General features: G+C 72.4%; 20 protein-coding genes. 13 read left to right on the forward strand and 7 right to left on the reverse strand.

Features of this window, described 5'->3' with window-relative positions:
* Positions 1 to 145 precede the first annotated feature (145 nt).
* Positions 146 to 1825 carry a glycosyl hydrolase family 28-related protein gene (locus tag ACZ7MY_RS36885; RefSeq protein ID WP_499609011.1) on the forward strand — a complete coding sequence of 560 codons (1680 nt, stop codon included), beginning with the start codon at positions 146 to 148 and terminating at the stop codon, positions 1823 to 1825.
* Here the strand turns inward: ACZ7MY_RS36885 and ACZ7MY_RS36890 are convergent.
* The gene (locus tag ACZ7MY_RS36890) at positions 1822 to 3114 is read right to left on the reverse strand and encodes an MDR family MFS transporter (protein ID WP_499609013.1); all 1293 of its coding nucleotides are present in this window, start codon (positions 3112 to 3114) and stop codon (positions 1822 to 1824) included. The genes ACZ7MY_RS36885 and ACZ7MY_RS36890 overlap by 4 nt on opposite strands.
* Before the next feature lie 116 nt (positions 3115 to 3230).
* Between ACZ7MY_RS36890 and ACZ7MY_RS36895 the strand changes: the two genes are divergently transcribed.
* Entirely contained in the window at positions 3231 to 3992 is a 762-nt protein-coding gene (locus ACZ7MY_RS36895) for a phosphoglyceromutase (protein ID WP_499609015.1), read from the forward strand.
* Positions 3993 to 4011: 19 nt separating this feature from the next.
* Here ACZ7MY_RS36895 and ACZ7MY_RS36900 read toward each other — a convergent pair whose 3' ends face one another.
* Together ACZ7MY_RS36900 and ACZ7MY_RS36905 are read right to left on the reverse strand one after the other, a co-directional pair.
* Entirely contained in the window at positions 4012 to 4371 is a 360-nt protein-coding gene (locus ACZ7MY_RS36900; protein WP_499609017.1) for a ribosomal protein L7/L12, read from the reverse strand.
* Positions 4372 to 5278: 907 nt separating this feature from the next.
* On the reverse strand, positions 5279 to 5494 hold the full coding sequence (locus ACZ7MY_RS36905) for a hypothetical protein (RefSeq protein WP_499609018.1): 216 nt from the start codon (positions 5492 to 5494) through the stop codon (positions 5279 to 5281).
* 425 nt (positions 5495 to 5919) lie between these two features.
* Between ACZ7MY_RS36905 and ACZ7MY_RS36910 the strand changes: the two genes are divergently transcribed.
* The gene (locus tag ACZ7MY_RS36910) at positions 5920 to 6294 is read left to right on the forward strand and encodes a hypothetical protein (protein WP_499609020.1); all 375 of its coding nucleotides are present in this window, start codon (positions 5920 to 5922) and stop codon (positions 6292 to 6294) included.
* Positions 6295 to 6310: 16 nt separating this feature from the next.
* On the opposite strand, the gene ACZ7MY_RS36915 is transcribed toward ACZ7MY_RS36910, so the two are convergent.
* A complete protein-coding gene (locus tag ACZ7MY_RS36915) occupies positions 6311 to 6514 on the reverse strand; it encodes a hypothetical protein (protein WP_499609022.1) in 204 nt (67 codons plus the stop codon).
* Between the two features lie 135 nt (positions 6515 to 6649).
* Between ACZ7MY_RS36915 and ACZ7MY_RS36920 the strand changes: the two genes are divergently transcribed.
* Both ACZ7MY_RS36920 and ACZ7MY_RS36925 read left to right on the forward strand, forming a co-directional pair.
* Positions 6650 to 7315, forward strand: coding sequence for a class I SAM-dependent methyltransferase (locus ACZ7MY_RS36920; RefSeq protein ID WP_499609025.1), 666 nt, complete (start codon positions 6650 to 6652; stop codon positions 7313 to 7315).
* An 80-nt stretch (positions 7316 to 7395) separates the two neighbouring features.
* Complete coding sequence (locus ACZ7MY_RS36925) at positions 7396 to 7875, forward strand: VOC family protein (RefSeq protein WP_499609027.1); 480 nt, start codon at positions 7396 to 7398, stop codon at positions 7873 to 7875.
* 441 nt (positions 7876 to 8316) lie between these two features.
* On the opposite strand, the gene phoU is transcribed toward ACZ7MY_RS36925, so the two are convergent.
* Positions 8317 to 8997 (reverse strand): phosphate signaling complex protein PhoU, encoded by a 681-nt coding sequence (gene phoU, locus ACZ7MY_RS36930; protein ID WP_499609029.1) that lies wholly within the window; start codon positions 8995 to 8997, stop codon positions 8317 to 8319.
* A gap of 206 nt (positions 8998 to 9203) precedes the next feature.
* Here phoU and phoR point away from each other — a divergent pair, with 206 nt between their 5' ends.
* Entirely contained in the window at positions 9204 to 10490 is a 1287-nt protein-coding gene (gene phoR / locus ACZ7MY_RS36935; RefSeq protein WP_499609030.1) for a two-component system sensor histidine kinase PhoR, read from the forward strand.
* The gene (gene phoP, locus ACZ7MY_RS36940; protein WP_018559602.1) at positions 10487 to 11167 is read left to right on the forward strand and encodes a two-component system response regulator PhoP; all 681 of its coding nucleotides are present in this window, start codon (positions 10487 to 10489) and stop codon (positions 11165 to 11167) included. The genes phoR and phoP overlap by 4 nt, the downstream gene beginning before the upstream one ends.
* 347 nt (positions 11168 to 11514) lie before the next feature.
* Here the strand turns inward: phoP and ACZ7MY_RS36945 are convergent, their stop codons facing one another.
* Positions 11515 to 12102, reverse strand: a complete 588-nt coding sequence (locus tag ACZ7MY_RS36945; RefSeq protein WP_499609032.1) for a DUF461 domain-containing protein — start codon at positions 12100 to 12102, stop codon at positions 11515 to 11517.
* Positions 12103 to 12716: 614 nt separating this feature from the next.
* On the opposite strand from ACZ7MY_RS36945, the gene ACZ7MY_RS36950 reads away from it, so the two are divergent.
* The 6 genes from ACZ7MY_RS36950 to ACZ7MY_RS36975 all read left to right on the forward strand — a co-directional run bounded on the left by ACZ7MY_RS36950 (position 12717) and on the right by ACZ7MY_RS36975 (position 19044).
* On the forward strand, positions 12717 to 13199 hold the full coding sequence (locus ACZ7MY_RS36950; protein WP_018559600.1) for a CarD family transcriptional regulator: 483 nt from the start codon (positions 12717 to 12719) through the stop codon (positions 13197 to 13199).
* Between the two features lie 228 nt (positions 13200 to 13427).
* On the forward strand, positions 13428 to 14153 hold the full coding sequence (gene ispD / locus ACZ7MY_RS36955; protein WP_499609103.1) for a 2-C-methyl-D-erythritol 4-phosphate cytidylyltransferase: 726 nt from the start codon (positions 13428 to 13430) through the stop codon (positions 14151 to 14153).
* On the forward strand, positions 14143 to 14667 hold the full coding sequence (ispF, locus tag ACZ7MY_RS36960) for a 2-C-methyl-D-erythritol 2,4-cyclodiphosphate synthase (RefSeq protein ID WP_499609034.1): 525 nt from the start codon (positions 14143 to 14145) through the stop codon (positions 14665 to 14667). Before ispD ends, ispF begins: the two co-directional genes overlap by 11 nt.
* Before the next feature lie 169 nt (positions 14668 to 14836).
* Positions 14837 to 16231, forward strand: a complete 1395-nt coding sequence (gene cysS / locus ACZ7MY_RS36965; protein ID WP_499609036.1) for a cysteine--tRNA ligase — start codon at positions 14837 to 14839, stop codon at positions 16229 to 16231.
* Positions 16232 to 16307: 76 nt separating this feature from the next.
* Complete coding sequence (gene rlmB / locus ACZ7MY_RS36970; protein WP_499609037.1) at positions 16308 to 17264, forward strand: 23S rRNA (guanosine(2251)-2'-O)-methyltransferase RlmB; 957 nt, start codon at positions 16308 to 16310, stop codon at positions 17262 to 17264.
* Between the two features lie 106 nt (positions 17265 to 17370).
* Positions 17371 to 19044: a DoxX family protein gene (locus ACZ7MY_RS36975; protein WP_499609039.1), complete on the forward strand. Its 1674-nt coding sequence runs from the start codon at positions 17371 to 17373 to the stop codon at positions 19042 to 19044.
* A gap of 163 nt (positions 19045 to 19207) precedes the next feature.
* On the opposite strand, the gene ACZ7MY_RS36980 is transcribed toward ACZ7MY_RS36975, so the two are convergent.
* On the reverse strand, positions 19208 to 19945 hold the full coding sequence (locus ACZ7MY_RS36980; RefSeq protein WP_499609041.1) for a nucleotidyltransferase family protein: 738 nt from the start codon (positions 19943 to 19945) through the stop codon (positions 19208 to 19210).
* Positions 19946 to 19975: the final 30 nt, after the last annotated feature.

A 19975-nucleotide genomic window follows, 5' to 3' on the forward strand; every position in this document is an offset into this window, starting at 1 on the left:
CGCACACTTTCCCGGGTTCGCAGGAGTGACCGGGATCCATCGGGTTGTCATGTCCGGGTCTTCCCAGGGGTTGCCATGCCATGACACCCTCATGCCCATCGCACATCTGAATGTTGTTCAGATACGTGAAAGGCGGGTCCTGTTCATGGCCATCAGCCGCAGACGCATCCTGCAAGCCGGCGGCGCCCTCGCGTTCGTCCCCCGGCCCACCGCCGTCCCCACCGCCGCCCCGGCCGCCGGACGGCCGGCCCCCTCCGGACCGGCGGAACGACTGTGGGCGGAGTTCACCCGCGCCCCGTACACCCACCCGCAGATCCCCTGGGTCGGCCAGGCCGGCCACGCGGGCGGCAGCCGGCGCTTCCCCCGGCGCCCGGTCCGCGCGGACGTCCGGCGCTACGGCGCCCGCCCCGACGGCAGCGCCGACGCCGCGCCCGCCATCAACCGGGCGATCGAGCACGTCGGCGCGAGCGGCGGCGGCACGGTCCTGGTCCCGGCCGGCACCTACCGCATCGACGACGTCGTCCGGCTCGGCCGCAGCGGCGTCACCCTGCGCGGAGCGGGCAGCGGTGCCACCGTGCTGCGCGCCGGGCGGTCCCTCACCGAGATCAACGGCCCCTACGGCAGCCGCTACGGCGGCACCAAGTCCGCCTGGTCGTGGGCGGGCGGCCTGGTCTGGGTCTGCCCCACCGACCGCTACCGCACCCTCACCGACGCCATCCGCGCCCAGGACTGGCCGTTCGAGGGCTGGACCGGCAACCGCCGCGACGAGTGGCGCCCGCTCGCCCGGATCACCGGCGGCGCCCGCCGGGGCGATCGCACCGTCACCGTGGACACCGCGGGAGCGCTGCGTCCCGGCGACCGCGTCATGCTGCGGCTGTCCGACCCGGACGACCACAGCCTGCTCGACCACATGGCGGGCGACGTCGAGGGCACCGCCACGTACGACTGGTCCGACAAGAGCAAGGTGCTCAGCTACGTGCCCTACGAGTGGCCGGTGCGGATCGGCGCCGTCCACGGCCGGCGCGTCACGCTCGCCCAGCCCCTGCCGCTGGACGCCCGCCCCGCGTTCGAACCCGTGCTCACCACGCTGGTCACCCCGGTCGTCGGCAGCGGCGTCGAGGGCCTGACCATCGAACTGCCCGACCTCCCCCAGGCCCCGCACCTGCTGGACAGCGGCTGGAACGGGCTGGCCCTGCAGTGCGCCTGGGACTGCTGGGCCGACGACGTCACCGTGGTCAACGCCGACAACGGGTTCCTGCTGGTCGCCACCAAGAGCGTCACCCTGCGCCGCACCCGGGTCTCCGGACGCGGCGGTCACCACCCCTACGCTTGCCGCGAGGGCGCCCACGACAACCTCGTCGAGGACTTCGTCATCGACCCCCGCACCGCGCCGGCCCCCGCGGGCACCCAGCTGCACGGCATCAACGTCGAGGGCCTGTCCAGCCACAACGTCTGGTCGCGGGGGCGGATGGCGACGGGCACCTTCGACACCCATCGCGGACTGCCCTTCGCCAACGTCCGCACCGGGATCACCGTCAACAACGACGGCTCCCACGGCGGCGACGCGTCGGCGGGACCGTTGTACGGGGCGCGCTTCGCGCACTGGAACGTCACCGTCACCAACGGGCGGGCCGGCTGCGTGAAGATCGACGACGTCGCCCCGTGCAGCGCGACCGTCGGCATCTCCGAGGTCACCGCCTTCGGCCAGATCGACGTCCCGGACTTCACGGGGCCGCTGAACTCGCGGCTCGTCTCGTACGGGAACCCGGCGGTCACCCCGCCGAACCTGTACGAGGCGCAGCGCGACCTGCGTACGGCCCGCTAGCAGTCCGCGGTCGGCTCCGGCTGCGGCACCAGCGCCTTGGCCGGGGCCGGGGGCACCGTGTCCACCGGCTCGGCGCGCGGCGCGCGTTCCCGCAGCAGCGTCCAGTAGCCGGCGCCGGCGACCGTGCCGACCACGGCGCAGGCCCCCCAGACCACGCCGCCGCCCCACCGGTCGAGCGCCACGCCGCCCAGCAACGGCCCGGCGAAGGACGCCGCAGGCCAGGCGAGGGAGTACATGCCCTGGTAGCGGCCCCGGGCACGGGCCGGCGCCAGGTCGGCGACCAGCGACATCGAGGCCGGCGCGTGCAGGATCTCGCCGATCGTCCACACCGCCACCGTCAGCGCGTAGAACGGGACCGAACCGGCGAACGCGGTGAGCCCGAAGCCCCAGCCCATCAGCAACGTGCCCGCGGTGAGCAGCGCCGCCACGCTCCGCCGCTCGACGAGCCGGGTGAGCGGGAGCTGCAGGAGCACGATGAGCAGCCCGTTGAGCCCGATGACCAGGCCGTACTCGCTCGCGGAGAAACCCTGGCGGCCCATGTCGACCGAGAGCGTCGTCGAACCCTGCTGGGTGACCGTGCCGAGCAGGAACGTCAGCGCGACGAACGCCATGAAGCGCCGGTCCTGCAGCACCACCCCGAGGCCGATCCGGGGCTCCCCGCCCCCGCCCCCGGCGGCCGCCGCCGCTTCCGTCTCGCGGCCCGGCATCGACTCCGGCACCTTGGCGTAGATCACCAGCGCGCAGAGCACCGTCATGAAGGCGTCGCCCAGGAACAGCCAGAGGTAGCCCTGCGAGGCGATGAGGCCGGCCGCGGCCGAGGAGACCGCGAAACCGATGTTGATCGCCCAATAGTTGAGCGAGAACGCCCGCACCCGGTCCTCGGCGGGCACCACGTCCGCCATCATCGCCTGCACCGCGGGCCGCGAGGCACTGCTCGCCACGCCGATCACGGTGGCCACCGCGGCGATCTCCGCCTGCCCCTGCACGAAGGCCAGCGTCGCCGTGCCGGCCGCCGCAGCGACCTGCGCCAGCAGCATCGTCCAGCGCCGCCCCACCCGGTCGGTCAGCACCCCGCCGACGACCGCACCCACGGCGCCGCCGAGGCCGTAAAGGGACGCGACGAGCCCGGCGTAGGTGGCCGAGTAGCCCCGGTCGAGGGTCAGGTAGAGGGCGAGGAAGGTGACGACGAAGGCGCCGAGCCGGTTGACCAGCGTGCTGGTCCACAGCCACCAGAAGGTCCGGGGGAGTCCCGACACGGTCTCCCGTACGGCACGTCTGACATCGGGCACGGCGGCTGCTCCTCGCGGCGTTCGGGGCGTCGTAGGCGTAATGGGCCAGGGTGGCGAGCGCAGCTTACAGGTGCCCTCCGGAGGGCACCAAGGGGTTTTCTCCTAGACTCCATGGCATGGCAGATGCTCCCTACAAGCTGATCCTCCTCCGCCACGGCGAGAGCGAGTGGAACGCGAAGAACCTCTTCACCGGCTGGGTTGACGTCAACCTCAACGAGAAGGGCGAGAAGGAGGCGGTCCGGGGCGGCGAGCTGCTGAAGGACGCCGGACTCCTCCCCGACGTCGTCCACACCTCCCTCCAGAAGCGCGCGATCCGCACCGCGCAGCTGGCCCTCGAGGCCGCTGACCGGCACTGGATCCCCGTCCACCGCAGCTGGCGCCTCAACGAGCGCCACTACGGCGCCCTGCAGGGCAAGGACAAGGCGCAGACCCTCGCCGAGTTCGGCGAGGAGCAGTTCATGCTCTGGCGCCGCTCCTACGACACCCCGCCGCCGCCGATCGCCGACGACAGCGAGTTCTCCCAGGCCGACGACCCGCGCTACGCCTCCATCCCGCCGGAGCTGCGCCCGCGCACCGAGTGCCTCAAGGACGTCGTCCAGCGCATGCTGCCGTACTGGTACGACGGCATCGTCCCGGACCTCCTCACCGGCCGCACCGTCCTGGTCGCCGCCCACGGCAACAGCCTGCGCGCCCTTGTCAAGCACCTCGACGGCATCTCCGACGCCGACATCGCGGGCCTGAACATCCCCACCGGCATCCCGCTCGCCTACGAGCTCGACGCCGACTTCCGCCCCGTCACCCCGGGCGGCCGCTACCTCGACCCCGATGCGGCCGCGGCGGCGATCGAGGCCGTGAAGAACCAGGGCAAGAAGAAGTAGTCCGACGCGATCAAGCCCCCTACCTGCGGTTTCCCCGCGGGGAGGGGGCTTGTTGCCGCTCCGGGGCCGTCCCTGGGCCGTCAGTGAGTTGATCGGGCCGTGCCCAGTCCGTCGGGAACTCCGGCTCCGGCCGTTCTCTCGTCTCCGCCTGCGCTCCCGCCTCGCGGAGGGCCGCGACGGCTGCGGCAGCGACTTCCTCGGGCACGCCGGCGAGAACCACGGCGGGAACCTGCGTCACCAGAACCTTGCTGTGCCAGAGGCTCAGCCCCTTCAGCCGACGCACGACCTGGGCCACATCCAGCACGCGGACGCCCGAATCGGTGAGCACCGCGTCATGGGGTACGTCGTCGCACACCAGCTCCACGCACTCGTCCGTCATCGCTCCCCCCACCTCTCTCCGGCTCGGAGCCTACGAGCCCCGAAGTGCCGTGTCGTGTCAATTCGGTGGCGTCGACGACGGCGGTCACGGCTTGCGAGTGCGCTCCTGACTCGACGGAGCGTCAGCCCGCTCTGGCGTCCCACCGACTGCGCGTGGCGGGGGCGCTCTCGATATCATTCGCGGTCACGTTTTCCCGGCCTGGGCGGCCCGGCGCTTCACGCGGTCTTGCTCCCGGCGGTTGACGTGCCACAGGGGTGCCAGACGGATGCGCGAGGGCACAGTGGGGCCTGGTCCTCTGTCTTCCGACCCGGGGCCGACAAGGAAGACCCCGGTCGCCGGATCCCTTGGGGTTCGCACCGCGCCGGCCGCGTGGCACACTGGCCGAAAGGGATATACCGCGTAGGCGCCCTTCCCGCCTCCGGGCGGACAGCAGACGCTTCGCCGCAGATCGTGGGCGTTTACTCGAAGATCGGCCGGCTCTCGGGCCCGGCGCAGGCGCAGCTGATCGCCCTGGAGCGAACACGGCTCCAGCCAGGCCTGGTTGGGCTGGCACTTTCGCGTTGGGCGGCCATCGCGCGGGCACCGATGGATCGCCTTCCCCGGCCGTTCCACGGCCGATGCGGGGTCTCGGACTGTTGCCCCGAACCGGCGGACGAACGCGACCTTCTGGAACTGGCGATCTGTGCCCTGCCCAGGAAGGCGCCACGCGAGTTGTGCAGCATCGTGGAGCCCCTCGACCGAAGAATCCTTCGGCGGCCGGATGCCGTGCCGTACGGCGAGCCGTCACATCGCTGGTGGCGCGACGCCTTCTGACCTGACCGTCCTTGCCGCGCTCCCGGGCCCTCCGCGGCTCGCTGCGCGTGCGGGGGCGCCCCGCAGCGCGTGGCTGCGGGGCGCCCTGAGGGGGCTAGTCGACCATCTGCCCGTCGCCCGTACCACCGACGCACTTCATCCCGACCACCTTTCCGCCGCCGTCCAAGCACTCACCCGGGGTGAGGCTTTCGGTGTGGGCGGTGGTGGTGGCGTTGTGGGTGGCGGCCGTGGCGGTGGCGGCGCCTGTGAGGCCGAGTCCGGCGAGGGCTGCCGTGGCGATGACGGCGGCGGAGATTCGTCGAATGCGCATGTGGTTCCCCTTTCACGGATTGCCTCGGACGGGGCACTAGCCAGCTTGATCTTCACCCATGACGGTGGCACGTCGTGTTGCGCCATTCGGGTGAGGGTGCTCACGGACGCAGGGGTGTTGACCTGCGGAAACGCGCCGTGAGGGGGCGAGCGGTGCCGGGCGCCGCGGACGCCGCACACCCTGCTCGGGGTCCGCGGGAGGGGGCGTCCGACGGGCCCGCGCGAGAGGCCCGGCCCCGTCAGCCGGCGTACGACCTGGGCGACGTGCAGCGTGCGGACACCCGGACCGGTGAGCACCGCGTCATGCGTACGCGTCCGCACGTGCCCGTCCCGCGCGGAACCCGGAGGCGAGGGGCGCGGCGAGCGTGCGAAGATCACGCCCGGCGGCCGTCGGGTCGTACAGGTGTCGCATCGGGGGGCCTTGCTGTGGATGTCATCGGATGGACCGTGTTGGGGCTCTTCTGGCTGCTGACCCTCGTCCCCGGTATCGCCGCCCTCTGTTCCGGATGGGTCCCGCCGTGGTTCCGCAGGACGGTTTCCTCGCCGCGCCTGGGCGGCTGGGCTGACATCTGCGCCGGGGTCGGGGGCACGATCGCGGTCGGCCCGGTGCACCGCCACCTGGGCGGGACGCCGATCTCCGGGGTGGCCACGACCGTGGGCCTCTGCCTCGTCCTCGCCGCCCTCGGTCTCTACCGGCGGTCCTACCGTCCGGCACCGTCGGCGGCGACGACCGCGCCCGACGCCGTCCCGCAGCGGACCGCGGCGGCCGTCGCGCCCGCGGTCGACTACCCCCAGGCGTAGGCACCGAGGCCGCCGTTCAGGAGTAGAAGCCGCGGCCGAACTCCTCGGGCGGGTAGCCGAAGTCGTCCGGGCGCTCCCGGCGCAGTTCCTCGTGGCGGGCCGCGACCAGGTCGATGGCCTCGGGGATCGAGCAGCCGAGGGTTTCCCGGATCGTCCGCAGCGCGAACATGATCCGGTGGTCGAGGATGTCGCGGTCCACGCTCGCCGGCAGTACGGTCACGGGCCCTCCCAAGTCTCCGTCCCGGCACCGGAGTACAGCGACCGCGCCCGGCCGCCGTCAACCGGATTCGCCCCCGGTCCGGAGGAGAAGACCCCGCGGACGGCGTCCCCACACGGGGCCCTAGGGTCGTGGCCCGTGACCGACCTCACCCCGCACTCCGTCTCGACGGCCGGTGCCTACGACTCCGTCGCCGTCCTCTACGCCGAGCTGTTCGGCGACTGGCTCGGTTCGCTCCCGCTGGACCGCGCGCTGATCACGGCCTTCGCCGACTCCGTCCGGGCCGCCGGCGGCAGGACCGTCGCCGACCTCGGCTGCGGCCCGGGGTACGTCACCGCGCACCTCAGGGACCTCGGGCTGGACGCGTTCGGCGTCGACCTGTCCCCCGAGATGATCCGCCTCGCCCGTGAGGCGTACCCGGAACTGCGCTTCGACGTCGGCTCGATGGACGCCCTGCACGGCGTCGCCGACGGCGGGCTGGACGGCATCCTGTCCTGGTACTCCGTCATCCACACCCCGCCGCGCGACCTGCCCCCGTACTTCGACGAGTTCCGCCGCGTCCTGGCCCCGGGCGGCCACCTGCTGCTGGGCTTCTTCGAATCCGGCGGCGACCCCCTCGACGCGTTCGACCACAAGGTGACGACGGCCTACCGCTGGCCGATCGACGACCTCGCCGCCCTGGCGGTGTCCGCCGGCTTCACCGAGACCGGCCGCATGCTCCGCGAGCCCGGACCGGACGAGCGCTTCCGCAGGGGCCACCTGCTCATGACGCGAGGACCCGGGGAGTCGCAGGGGCACCGATGAGTTTGCCGCGCCCGGACCGTCCCCAGGACGTACGCGCCCGAACGCCGGGCGCACCACGCGTCAGGAACGAGGAGGCAGCGATGACCACCGACGGATTCACCACGTGCCTGTGGTTCGACGGGAAGGCCGAGGAGGCGGCGGAGTTCTACGTCTCGGTCTTCAAGAACTCGGCCGTCGGCACGATCGGCCGGTACAACGAGGCCGGGCCCGGGCCCGCCGGGTCCGTGATGGCCGTGGAGTTCACGGCCAACGGGCAGAAGTTCGTGGCGCTGAACGGCGGCCCGCACTTCACCTTCAACGAGGCGGTCTCCTTCCAGATCCGCTGCGCCGACCAGGCCGAGGTCGACTACTACTGGGACAAGCTCACCGACGGCGGCGAGGAGGGCCCCTGCGGGTGGCTCAAGGACCGGTTCGGGGTGTCCTGGCAGGTGTTCCCCGAGGTGCTGCTGGAGATGGTCGGGGACGCCGACCCGGAGAAGGCCGGGCGGGCCACGGCGGCGATGCTGTCCATGAAGAAGATGGACCTCGCCGCGCTGCGCCGCGCGTACGACGGCGTGTGACCGGGAGAACACGGCGTCGGGGGCCCGTCCGGACGGACGGGCCCCCGAGCGTGCAGAACGCGGGTGGCGTGGAACCGGTGGAGTCAGCAGCTACCGCCGCAGCGGCAGGGCGCTCCGGACTGGCAACCGCATCCGCAGCCCGATCCGCAGCCGCACGCGCCGAGCAGCGGCAGCTCACGGATGCCGGGGGACTGCGGGGTCCCCTCGGGGGACGGCTGGTCGCGGGCGGTGGGCGATGTCGGGGACTCGGGCATGGGTACCCTCCTCTGCCGTTGGCGACGGCTGCTTGCATGCCTGTCACCAGTGAACGACACCGCACCCCGGCGCATCAACGGCGCGCGGAAGCGTTCCGCGCCGGGGGCGCACCCGCCCCGCGCGCCGCGTAGCGTCGGCAAGGCCGTACCGGACGGGCCGGCAAGCCGCACCGGACGGGAGGAGTGCCTAGTCCGCCGGCATCGGGGTGGGCGCCGGGGACAGCTCGTCCGCGTGCTCGCCCGTGACCAGGTACACGACGCGCTTGGCGACGGAGACCGCGTGGTCCGCGAAGCGCTCGTAGTAGCGGCCGACGAGGGTGACGTCCACGGCCGTCTCGATGCCGTGCTTCCAGCGGTCGTCGAGCAGGTGCTGGAAGAGCGTGCGGTGCAGCTCGTCCATGCGGTCGTCGTCGGCCTCCAGCTGCAGCGCGTCGTCGACGTCCTTGCTGACGATGACCTCGGCGGCCTTCGCCATCAGGCGCTGCGCGAGCTGGCCCATCTCCAGGATCGTGCTGTGCAGGTCGCGCGGGACGGCGGTGTTCGGGAAGCGCAGCCGTGCGAGCTTCGCCACATGCCGGGCGAGGTCCCCGGCGCGCTCCAGGTCCGCGCTCATGCGCAGGCTGGTGACGACGATCCGCAGGTCGGTCGCGACGGGCTGCTGGCGGGCGAGCAGCGTGATGGCCCGGTTCTCCAGCTCGCGCTGCAGGTCGTCGACCTTCTCGTCGGCGGCGATCACGCTCTCCGCGAGCTTGAGGTCGGCGTCGAGCAGTGCCGTGGTGGCCCGCCCGATCGCGGAACCGACCAGCCGGGCCATGTCGACCAGGCCGTCACCGATCGAGTCGAGTTCCTCGTGATATGCGTCGCGCATCGCGTTCCTTCCGTTGCCACTCGAGTCGTTCGAAAAGAGGATTGTCCTCCCACGCTGACACGCTCCCCAACCTCGCGGGCGCACGCGTACCGCCCGAGCATCCGGAATGAACCGGTACTGACACCACGGTGAACTCTTGGCAACGCCCGTTCGAGAAGACGCTCCGACCCTGTGGGCCACTCATTTCGTCCCCCTAACCTGGGTGTATGGACGTGAACGCGGCAGTCGCCGCAGCCAGTGCGATCGCCGGGCTCTGCACCGGTGTGATCGCTGTGCTCGCGTTCCGCTGGAGCGAGCGGGAACAGGCCCGCCCCACACGCACATCCCTGCGGCCTGACGCCGCAGCCGTACTACCGCCGGGCGTGGACACGGTGCTCTCCGTGCTGCGCTCGTCGGCCGTCGTCCTCGACGAGGGCGACACGGTGGTCAAGGCCAGCTCGGCGGCGTACGCCCTCGGACTGGTGCGGGGCGGCAGGCTCGCCGTCGACCAGATGCTGCAGATGGCCCGCGAAACCCGGCGGGACGGCGAGATACGGCAGGTGGAACTCGAACTGCCACGTCGCGGCGCCGGCCGCGGCGAGGGCCTCGCGGTCTCCGCCAGGGTGGCACCCCTGGGGTCCCGCCTGGTGCTGCTGCTGGTCGAGGACCTGACCGACGCCCGGCGCATCGAGGCGGTACGGCGCGACTTCGTCGCCAACGTCAGCCACGAGCTCAAGACGCCGGTCGGCGCGCTGTCGCTGCTCTCCGAAGCGGTGATGGACGCCAGCGACGACCCCGAGGCCGTGGAACGCTTCGCGGGCCGGATGCAGATCGAGGCCGCCCGGCTGACCAGCCTGGTCCAGGAGATCATCGAGCTCTCCCGGGTCCAGGACGACAACCCCCTCGACGACGCCGAGCCGGTCGCCGTCGACGACCTCGTCGCCGAGGCGGTGGACCGCTGCCGCCACCCGGCGAACGCCAAGCAGATCACCATGGCCACCGGCGGTGCCCCCGACCTGTTCATCTGGGGCAACCGCGGCCAGCTCGCGGCCGCGCTCGGCAACCTCGTCGAGAACGCGGTCAACTACAGCCCGGCCCGTACTCGCGTGGGGATCGCGGGCCGCAGGGTCGCCGCACCCAGCGGCGACCTGATCGAGATCTCCGTGACCGACCAGGGAACCGGCATCTCCGAAAAGGACCGGGACCGCATCTTCGAGCGGTTCTACCGGGTCGACCCGGCGCGTTCGCGCGCCACGGGCGGCACCGGTCTCGGTCTGTCCATCGTCAAGCACGTGGCCGCCTCCCACGGCGGGGAGGTCACGGTGTGGAGCGCCGAAGGCCAGGGCTCCACCTTCACCCTGCGGCTGCCCGAAGCCGCGGCGACCCGGGACGGCCGGGACCGCTCCACCGCCGTGGCGGCGGAGGACGGGGAGCCCGAGCCAGGCTCCGGCTCCTCCTCCGCGCTCTACGAGACGTTTCCCGATCACATCCCCGCCCCGGAGGTCCTCCCGTGACCCGAGTACTCGTCGTCGAGGACGAAGAGTCCTTCAGTGATGCCCTGTCGTACATGCTCCGCAAGGAGGGCTTCGAGGTCGCCATCGCCGCGACCGGGCCCGACGCTCTGGACGAGTTCGAGCGCAACGGCGCCGACCTGGTCCTGCTCGACCTGATGCTGCCGGGCCTGCCCGGCACGGAGGTCTGCCGCCAGCTGCGGCTGAAGTCCACCGTCCCGGTGATCATGGTCACCGCGAAGGACAGCGAGATCGACAAGGTTGTCGGTCTCGAAATAGGAGCGGACGACTACGTCACCAAGCCCTACTCCTCCCGCGAGCTGGTCGCCCGCATCCGCGCCGTGCTGCGCCGCCGCGGCGAGCCCGAGGAGATCTCCCCCTCGGCCCTGGAGGCCGGCCCGGTCCGCATGGACGTCGACCGGCACGTCGTCACCGTGGGCGGCGGCAAGGTCGACCTGCCGCTCAAGGAGTTCGACCTCCTGGAGATGCTGCTGCGCAACGCGGGCCGCGTCCTCACCCGCATGCAGCTGATCGACCGGGTCTGGGGCGCCGACTACGTCGGCGACACCAAGACCCTCGACGTCCACGTCAAGCGCCTCCGCGCGAAGATCGAGCCGGACCCGGGTGCGCCGCGCTACCTGGTGACGGTCCGTGGCCTGGGCTACAAGTTCGAGCCGTAAACCGCCTGCGGCCAGGGTCGCCGGACGGAGTCCGGCGCAGCGCTGCGAAGCCGGTGAGGCCCCTTGGGGCCGAGCGGTGCGAGGGGCGCACGCGGGGTCGGGTTCGAGCCGGACCCGGGTGCGCCGCGTTACCTGGTGACGGTCCGTGGCCTGGGCTACAAGTTCGAGCCGTAAACCGCCTGTGGCCAGGGTTGCCGCGCTGCGAAGCCGGTGAGGCCCCTTGGGGCCGAGCGGTGCGAGGGGCGCACGCGGGGTCGGGTTCGAGCCGGACCCGGGTGTCGCCGGACGTGAAGGGGCCCCGGGAGCGATGAGCTCCCGGGGCCCCTTCGTGTGCCGTTGCGCGTGCCTCAGCCGGCGGGCGACTCGGTGATCGTCTCGGTCTCGGTCGGCGAGGCCGTGACGCCCTCGGCGGGCGATTCGCCGGGGCTCGCGGTCTCCGTCGGCGAGGGCTTCTCGCTCGGCCCGAAGGAGGCGTAGTAGCCGGCGGCGGGGAGCGCGAGGCTCTGCAGCGAGACCTCGCCGGTCTTGCTGAAGTCGAAGACGACGTTCTTGAAGTCGCCGTCGTTCTTGCTCTCGGAACCGCCCTTGAAGACGGCGGAGGGGTTGCCGTCGCCGCCGAGCAGCACGGAGCTGTGGGCGGGCAGCGAGATCGGGCCGGAGAGCTCGGCGTCGAGGGAACCGACCTTCACGGAGTCCAGGGTCTGCTGCTCGTCGCCGTTGTTGAAGATCTTGGCCGTCACGGAGGAGGAGCCGTCGGAGGTGGCCTGGGTGAGCACCGCGACGTTCTGGACCTCGATGTCGCCGACGCTGGTCGCGGCGTTGTCCGGCCTGACGCGCAGCGTCTCCGCGCTGTTCCCGGCAGCGCAGGCGGCGAGCGGGAAGAGCGAGAGTGCGAGGGCGGCGGCGAGAGCGCCGCGACGAAGGCTGCTGCTCACGGCGGCGGCATCTCCTTGGGCGGGGTACGGGCGTACGAATGTTCGGACGTACGGGACTTACGGCTTACCTGGTGCGGGATCAGGTTACCGAGCCCGTCCGGCGCGCCCGCACCGGCCCACCCCCCGGCGGGGCGGGGCTTCACCCGCCCGGGTGTCCCGGAGGCGTCACAGGGGCCGCCCGGGGCCTTCCGCGGGGCCGCCGGACGGGCCGGCCCGGACCCGGCGGAATCCATTACCGGAATCCGCCGAACGATTCCCGCCACACCGGCAAGATCCATTTAACGTTCATCCGCCGGACGGAAATCCGGCGTGGTGCGAAAATGGATCACATCAAGCCCGCGGCGGCCGAACGGAGTAGCGGGAGACCCCCCGCAAGAGAGCGACAAACCGGGATGTTCCTCCTCTTGTCCCGGCCCTCCAGGGGGTGTAACGGGGGCGTTTCAGGGCCCCTCGGCACCCGCTCCGACCTGCGAATTCCGCCCTCCGCTCCCCCTTCGCAGCACGTTCCGGCCGCACTTGTCAAGCCCCGAGATATGCCCTGACCTGCGAAAACGCCATTCAGAACCAGCCGTTCCCGTGTTACCCTGGATAGCCACGGAAGGGGTACCTGTCACATGACGTTCAAGGTTGGCGACACCGTGGTCTATCCCCATCACGGGGCCGCGCTGATCGAGGCCATCGAAACTCGCCAGATCAAAGGCGTGGACAAGACCTACTTGGTGCTCAAGGTCGCCCAGGGCGACTTGACGGTACGCGTGCCCGCGGACAATGCGGAGTTCGTCGGCGTGCGCGACGTGGTCGGTCAGGAAGGGCTGGACCGGGTCTTCGAGGTGCTGCGCGCACCGTACACCGAGGAGCCCACCAACTGGTCCCGCCGGTACAAGGCAAATCTGGAGAAGCTCGCCTCCGGCGACGTCATCAAGGTCGCGGAAGTCGTGCGTGACCTGTGGCGTCGTGAGCGGGAGCGCGGGCTGTCGGCCGGCGAGAAGCGCATGCTCGCCAAGGCCCGCCAGATCCTGGTCAGTGAGCTCGCGCTGGCGGAGAACACCAACGAGGACAAGGCCGAGACCCTCCTCGACGAGGTCCTCGCGTCCTGACGCGGATTTCCGCCGTAGTGCCCGGTGCGTTCCCTACGCCGGGCACTGCGGCATGCCGGGGCGCCCTCACGGTGGCCTGGCACTTCGACGACGCCGAGGATCCCCCTCGTCTTCGTTCGCGCGTCGCTTCCCCCTGCATACTGGGTGCCGGGCCCGGGCAGCTGGCCCTGTCGGTGTCACGGAAGGGTCCGACAGGGGCTTCGCGCCCGGCACGTTGAGGCGATACCCATTTCGGCCAAGGACACAAACCTGACTACCGCGGCAGTCATTCCCGCCGCCGGACGTGGAGTCCGGCTCGGCCCCGGCGCGCCCAAGGCGCTGCGCACCCTGGGCGGCGTCCCGATCCTCGTGCACGCCGTACGTGCCATGACCCGCGCCCGCGCGGTGTCACTGGTCGTCGTCGTGGCGCCCCCGGACGGGGTCGCCGAGGTCAGGGCGCTGCTCGACAGCCACGGCCTGCCCGAGGCGAAGGACATAAGGATCGTCGCCGGCGGCGAGAGCCGGCAGGACTCGGTACGGCTCGGCCTGGCCGCGCTGCCGGACGAGGTCGAGGTGGTGCTCGTCCACGACGCCGCCCGCCCGCTGGTGCCGGTCGACATGGTCGACGCCGTCGCCGCCGCCGTGCGGGACGGCGCCTCGGCCGTCGTGCCGGGGCTGCCGCTCGCCGACACGGTCAAGGAGATCGACCCGGCCACCGACGCAGTCGTCGGCACTCCGGACCGCTCGCTGCTGCGCGCCGTCCAGACCCCCCAGGGCTTCGACCGGGCGACGCTGCTCAAGGCGCACACCACGGTCACCGGCGCGGTCACGGACGACGCGAGCATGGTCGAGCGGCTCGGCGTCCCGGTGCGGGTCGTGCCGGGGCACGAGGAGGCCTTCAAGGTCACCCGCCCGCTGGACCTGGTCCTCGCCGAGGCCGTGCTCGCCCGCAGGAGGGCCACCGATGACTACTGAGCCGACCGCCGCCGCCCCGGCGCCGTACGTCCCCGTGCTGCCCCAGGTGGGCATCGGCACCGACATCCACGCCTTCGAGGCGGGTCGCGAACTGTGGGTCGCGGGCCTGCTCTGGGAGGGCGAGGGGGACGGCCTGGCCGGGCACTCGGACGCCGACGTCGTCGCGCACGCCGCCTGCAACGCGCTGTTCTCCGCGGCCGGCATGGGCGACCTGGGCGCGCACTTCGGCACCGGCCGCCCGGAGTGGTCCGGCGCCTCCGGTGTGACCTTGCTCACGGAGGCGGCCCGGATCGTCCGCGAGGCGGGCTACGACATCGGCAACGTCGCCGTACAGGTCATCGGCCCGCGCCCCAAGATCGGCAAGCGCCGCGACGAGGCACAGAAGGTCCTCACCGGCGCGGTGGGCGCCCCGGTCTCCGTCTCCGGGGCCACGACCGACGGCCTCGGTTTCACCGGGCGCGGCGACGGACTCGCGGCGGTGGCCACCGCACTGGTGGTCCGCAGGGCGAAGTGAGGGGCGGCGGTGGCGAGTTGCCACCGCCCTCCCGGGCCGTGCCGTCCGCCGTACGGGTGAAGCGGCCGCCCGCCGGGCGGGCGGTGCCACGGCCCCCGTGAGCGTCACAACACCGTGAAGCTCACGCGGAGCGGACGGCGCACGCACCCGGGGCCACTACCCTTGATGCGTGACCATTCGCCTGTACGACACCGACGCACACCAGGTCCGTGACTTCACCCCGCTCCGGCCGGGCTGCGTCTCGATCTACCTGTGCGGCGCGACCGTGCAGGCAGCCCCGCACATCGGGCACATCCGGTCCGGGCTGAACTTCGACATCATGCGCCGCTGGTTCGCCTACCGCGGCTACGACGTGACGTTCGTCCGCAACGTCACCGACATCGACGACAAGATCATCGCCAAGTCCGGCGAGCAGGGCCGCCCCTGGTGGGCGATCGGCTACGAGAACGAGCGCGCCTTCAACGAGGGTTACGACGCCCTCGGCTGCCTGCCGCCCACGTACGAGCCGCGCGCCACCGGCCACGTGCCCGAGATGATCGAGATGATGCGCGGCCTCATCGAGCGCGGGTACGCCTACGAGTCCGAGGGCAACGTCTACTTCGACGTCCGCTCCTTCCCGGACTACCTGGAGCTGTCCAACCAGGAGCTCGACAACCTGCGCCAGCCGGAGAGCGAGGGCGAGACCGGCAAGCGGGACTCCCGCGACTTCGCGATGTGGAAGGCCGTCAAGCCGGGCGAGCCGTCCTGGGAGACCCCCTGGGGCCGCGGCCGTCCGGGCTGGCACCTGGAGTGCTCGGCGATGGCCCACAAGTACCTGGGCACCGCCTTCGACATCCACGGCGGCGGCATCGACCTGATCTTCCCGCACCACGAGAACGAGATCGCCCAGGCCAAGGCCTTCGGTGACGACTTCGCGCGGTACTGGGTGCACAACGCCTGGGTCACGATGAGCGGCGAGAAGATGAGCAAGTCGCTCGGCAACTCGGTCCTCGTCAGCGAGATGACCAAGCGCTGGCGGCCCATCGTGCTGCGCTACTACCTCGGCACCCCGCACTACCGCTCGATGATCGAGTACAGCGAGGAGGCGCTGCGCGAGGCCGAGTCGGCCTTCGCGCGGATCGAGGGCTTCGTGCAGCGGGTCGTCGAGATGGCGGGCCCGGTCGAGCCGGCCGCCGAGGTGCCGCCGGCCTTCGCCGAGGCGATGGACGACGACATGGGCGTCCCGCAGGCGCTGGCGATCGTCCACACCACCGTCCGGCAGGGCAACTCGGCGCTCACCGCGGACGACAAGGAGAGCGCCGTCGCCCGCCTCGCCGAGGTGCGCGCCATGCTCGGCGTCCTGGGCCTGGACCCGCTGGACCCGCACTGGACCGGCGACGGCCGCGGTGAGGACCTGCACGGGGTCGTGGACTCCCTCGTCCGGCTGGTGCTGGAGCAGCGGGAGTCGGCCCGTGGCCGCAAGGACTACGCGACCGCCGACGCCATCCGCGACCGCCTCCAGCAGTCCGGCCTGGAGATCGAGGACACCCCCTCGGGTCCGCGCTGGACGCTCGGCTCCCGGTAGCCGGGCGCCCGCGTCATCATTGACACGTACGTACGTTCACGCAGTAGCAGCAACAGCAGCAGGAAACAGGTGACCCATGGCCGGCAACAGCCAGCGCAGGAACCGCCGCACGTCCAACAAGAAGGGCGCCACGGTCGGTAGCGGCGGGCAGCGGCGCAGGGGCCTGGAGGGCAAGGGCCCCACCCCGCCCGCGGAGGCACGCAAGGGGCACGCCAAGCAGCGGGCCGCCAACGCCAAGGTGAAGCGCGCCGCGTCCACCCAGTCGCGCCGCCCCTCCGGCCGGGGCTCCAAGTCGACCTCGGAGCTGGTGGCCGGGCGCAACCCGGTGGTGGAGGCGCTGCGCGCCGACATCCCGGCCTCGGCGGTCTACGTCCAGCAGTTCATCGACAACGACGAGCGCGTACGCGAGGCGATCAAGCTCGCCACCGACCGGGGCATCCCGCTGATGGAGGCCCCGCGCCCCGAGCTGGACCGCATCACCAACGGGCTGAACCACCAGGGCCTGGTGCTGCAGATCCCGCCGTACGAGTACGCCCACCCCGAGGACCTCGCCGCCGGGGCCTTCGACGCGGGCGAGGACCCGCTGATCGTCGCGCTGGACGGGGTCACCGACCCGCGCAACCTCGGTGCCGTCGTCCGCTCCGTCGCCGCCTTCGGCGGTCACGGGGTCGTCGTGCCCGAACGCCGCGCCGCCGGGATGACCGCGGGCGCCTGGAAGACCTCGGCCGGCACCGCCGCGCACGTCCAGGTCGCCCGGGCCACCAACCTCACCCGGACGCTGGAGGCCTACCAGAAGGCGGGCCTCACGGTCGTCGGCCTCGCCGCCGACGGCGAGGTCGAGCTGCACGAGCTGGAGGCGCTGGCCGGACCGGTCGTCGTCGTCGCCGGCTCGGAGGGCAAGGGCCTGTCGCGGCTCGTCGGCGAGACCTGTGACCTGCGGGTCCGCATCCCGATGCCGGGCGGCGCGGAGTCGCTGAACGCGGGCGTCGCGGCGGGCATCGTGCTCTACGAGGCGTCCCGCCGCCGGGCCTGAACCCGCACGCGCCCCCGGGCGCGCCCCGGCGACAACCCCTGATTGACGGGCCTCGGACACAACGGGGCCCGTCACACAGTGTCCTTATCGGGTGTCACTCGGTTAGATGAGTGTGGACACCAGAACACCCCGCACTCCTCCGGGGGGACGGTCGTCGTCGATCACCGACGAGCCTGTGCTCAACATGCTCAAGGTCTCCTCCGACCCCGCCCAGGTCATCGTCAATCACGCGAGCTTCCGCGTGCAGCTCGGCGCGACCTCGGGCCGTGCCCTGACGAGGACCCAGCGCGTCCCCGTCATCCCCACCTCCGTCCGCCCCTCCGCCGCCGCGCAGCGGCGCGGCGCGCCCCTGGTGTGGTCCGGGCGCAGCGAACCCGGCGACGCCGCCGCCACCCAACTGCTCGCCGCGGTGCGCCACGGCCAGCAGGACGGCCTCGACCTCGGCGCCGCGACGCAGGTGCTGCCGCGGATCGAGGAGCCGCCGCAGCCCGTCGTCGGCCCGCCGCGCCGGCCGCCGGCGCCCGGCGAGATGCTCGGCGGCATCCGCCCGGCGCGTGGTGCCTACGACGACTACCTCGACTCCGAGGACACCAGCGAGTTCGCGTACACCGCGCCGCCCGCCGGTCCCGTCGACGAGGACCCCGACTTCGACCCGTACGAGGAGCCGGACGAGGAGCACGGCCTCGGCCGCAACCGGGACCGTGCCGATCCCATCCGGCACGCCTACTACCCGGGCCGCCGGATGAACCTCGGCATCGTCCTGCTGCCGCTGCGCATCTTCCTCGGCTTCATCTCCATCTACGCCGGCATGGGCAAGCTCTGCGACCCCGTCTACTTCGACGGCGGCAAGCGCGGCTCGATGGTGACCTGGCTCGCCTCGCTCCACCCCTGGGGAATGGCCGAGCCGCTGCGCGACCTCGCCCTCGCGCACCCCATCGGCGCCGGGCTGACGGTGGCCTTCCTGCAGGTCATCGCCGGTGTGCTGACGGTCTTCGGGCTCTGGCAGCGGTTCGCGGCGTCGGTCGGCGCCCTGCTGTCGGTGGCGCTGCTGGTGACGGTGAGCTGGCGGACCGTCCCGGCCTACGACACGCCCGACATCATCCTGCTCGCCGCCTGGAGCCCGCTGGTCATCGCGGGGGCGCCGGTCTACTCCGCCGACGGGCGCCTGGCGAGCGAGGCCTGGCGCAGGCTCGGCCCGCGCGCCCCGCTCGGGGAGCTGCGGCGCCGGGTGCTGCGCCGCGGCGCGGTGCTGGCCACGGTGCTGGTCGGCATCTCGCTCGTGGTCGGGGCCACCCTCGGCACCGCCGTACGGTCCACCAGCCCGCGGTCGCAGCTCCCCGCCCCGACCGACCTGCCGACCAACGACCTCGAGGGCTCGCCGCTGCCCGAGGTGCCCGGCGAGAAGTCCTCCCGGCCCTCCGCGACCCCCTCGGCGGGCCGCTCCGGCGGTCCCTCGTCCTCGCCGTCCTCCTCGCCGTCCGCCCCGGGTGCGGCGTCCTCGGCGCCGAACACCCGGCAGTCGCGTCCGGGGTCGTCCTCGGCCAACACCGGCAGCGGCGGCGGCACCGGCGGCGGGCCCGCGCAGACCGTGCCGTCCGTCCCGTCCCGCCCCACGGTGCCCAACAACCCGCCCACCCCGGGCGGCGGCAGCGGGGGCGGCGGCAACGGCGGCGGCTCCTCCGACGGCGGCGGCGCGCTCGGCGGCCTGCTGGGCAGCGGGGAGACCTCCGGCTGGCTGCTCGGCGCCCCGGCACGGCACGGCTCGGGGAAGGTCGCGTAACGCCCGTACGGGACACGGGAAGAGGCGGCCGGAGGTTCCTTCCTCCGGCCGCCTCTTCGTGCCCGGTGCGGGCCGTCCTGGGCCGTCCCGGCTCGTTGCGCGGTGCTGCGTCCGTTGTGCGGTGCTGCGTCCGTCGTGCCGGCCGCGGCCCGGCCCGTCGCGTTCAGGTCCGGGAGGCGAGTTCCTTCGCGGCCTCGGCCAGGTCCTTGGCGGTGTCGATGGCCCGCCAGTACGCGCCCTGGGGCAGCGGGAAGCCCGCGAGCCGCCGTTCGCGGGCGAGTTGGGGGAAGGTCGTGCGCTCGTGGTCACCGCGTTCCGGGAGCAGCCCGGTGAACTCGGGGGAGAAGACGTAGACGCCCGCGTTGATGAGGAACGGCGAGGGCGGCGACTCGATGAAGTCCAGGACGTGGCCGAACTCGTCGGTCTCCACGGCGCCCCACGGGATGCGCGGCCGGGCCAGCGCCAGCGTGGCGACCGCGCCCCGCTCGACGTGGAAGGCGGCCATCTCCCGCAGCGAGAACCGCGTCCAGATGTCGCCGTTGGTGGCGTACCAGGCATCCTGCGGCCGGGGCAGGGAAGCGGCGGCGTACCTCAGGCCACCGCCGCGGCCGAGCGGTTCGCGTTCGACGACCGTGGTCACCCGCAGCGGCAGGTCGGCCGCCGCGCCCGCGAGCCACTCCTGGAGGACCTCAGCGAGATGGCCGCACGAGACAACGGCGTCGGTGACGCCCTCGGCGGCCAGCCAGGCGAGTTGATGGCCGATGATCGGGATCCCGGTTCCGGGGATCTCGATCATCGGCTTGGGGCGGGTGTCGGTGTAGGGCCTCAGACGGGAGCCCTGTCCTCCGGCGAGGAGGACGGCCTGGGTCACCGTCTGGGAGGTCGCGGGCGTGCCGGTCATGGGCGCACCCTACGCGACCCGCGCGTCGGG

The organism is Streptomyces sp. NPDC111520 (assembly GCF_055635295.1).

Bases quoted from the DNA above. Each gene is read 5' to 3' on its own strand.
- ACZ7MY_RS36885 (WP_499609011.1), top strand. From the start codon at position 146: ATGGCCATCAGCCGCAGACGCATCCTGCAAGCCGGCGGCGCCCTCGCG.
- ACZ7MY_RS36895 (WP_499609015.1), top strand. From the start codon at position 3,231: ATGGCAGATGCTCCCTACAAGCTGATCCTCCTCCGCCACGGCGAGAGC.
- ACZ7MY_RS36900 (WP_499609017.1), bottom strand. From the start codon at position 4,371: ATGACGGACGAGTGCGTGGAGCTGGTGTGCGACGACGTACCCCATGAC.
- ACZ7MY_RS36905 (WP_499609018.1), bottom strand. From the start codon at position 5,494: ATGCGCATTCGACGAATCTCCGCCGCCGTCATCGCCACGGCAGCCCTC.
- ACZ7MY_RS36925 (WP_499609027.1), top strand. From the start codon at position 7,396: ATGACCACCGACGGATTCACCACGTGCCTGTGGTTCGACGGGAAGGCC.
- phoU (WP_499609029.1), bottom strand. From the start codon at position 8,997: ATGCGCGACGCATATCACGAGGAACTCGACTCGATCGGTGACGGCCTG.
- phoR (WP_499609030.1), top strand. From the start codon at position 9,204: ATGGACGTGAACGCGGCAGTCGCCGCAGCCAGTGCGATCGCCGGGCTC.
- ACZ7MY_RS36950 (WP_018559600.1), top strand. From the start codon at position 12,717: ATGACGTTCAAGGTTGGCGACACCGTGGTCTATCCCCATCACGGGGCC.
- ispF (WP_499609034.1), top strand. From the start codon at position 14,143: ATGACTACTGAGCCGACCGCCGCCGCCCCGGCGCCGTACGTCCCCGTG.
- rlmB (WP_499609037.1), top strand. From the start codon at position 16,308: ATGGCCGGCAACAGCCAGCGCAGGAACCGCCGCACGTCCAACAAGAAG.
- ACZ7MY_RS36975 (WP_499609039.1), top strand. From the start codon at position 17,371: ATGAGTGTGGACACCAGAACACCCCGCACTCCTCCGGGGGGACGGTCG.
- ACZ7MY_RS36980 (WP_499609041.1), bottom strand. From the start codon at position 19,945: ATGACCGGCACGCCCGCGACCTCCCAGACGGTGACCCAGGCCGTCCTC.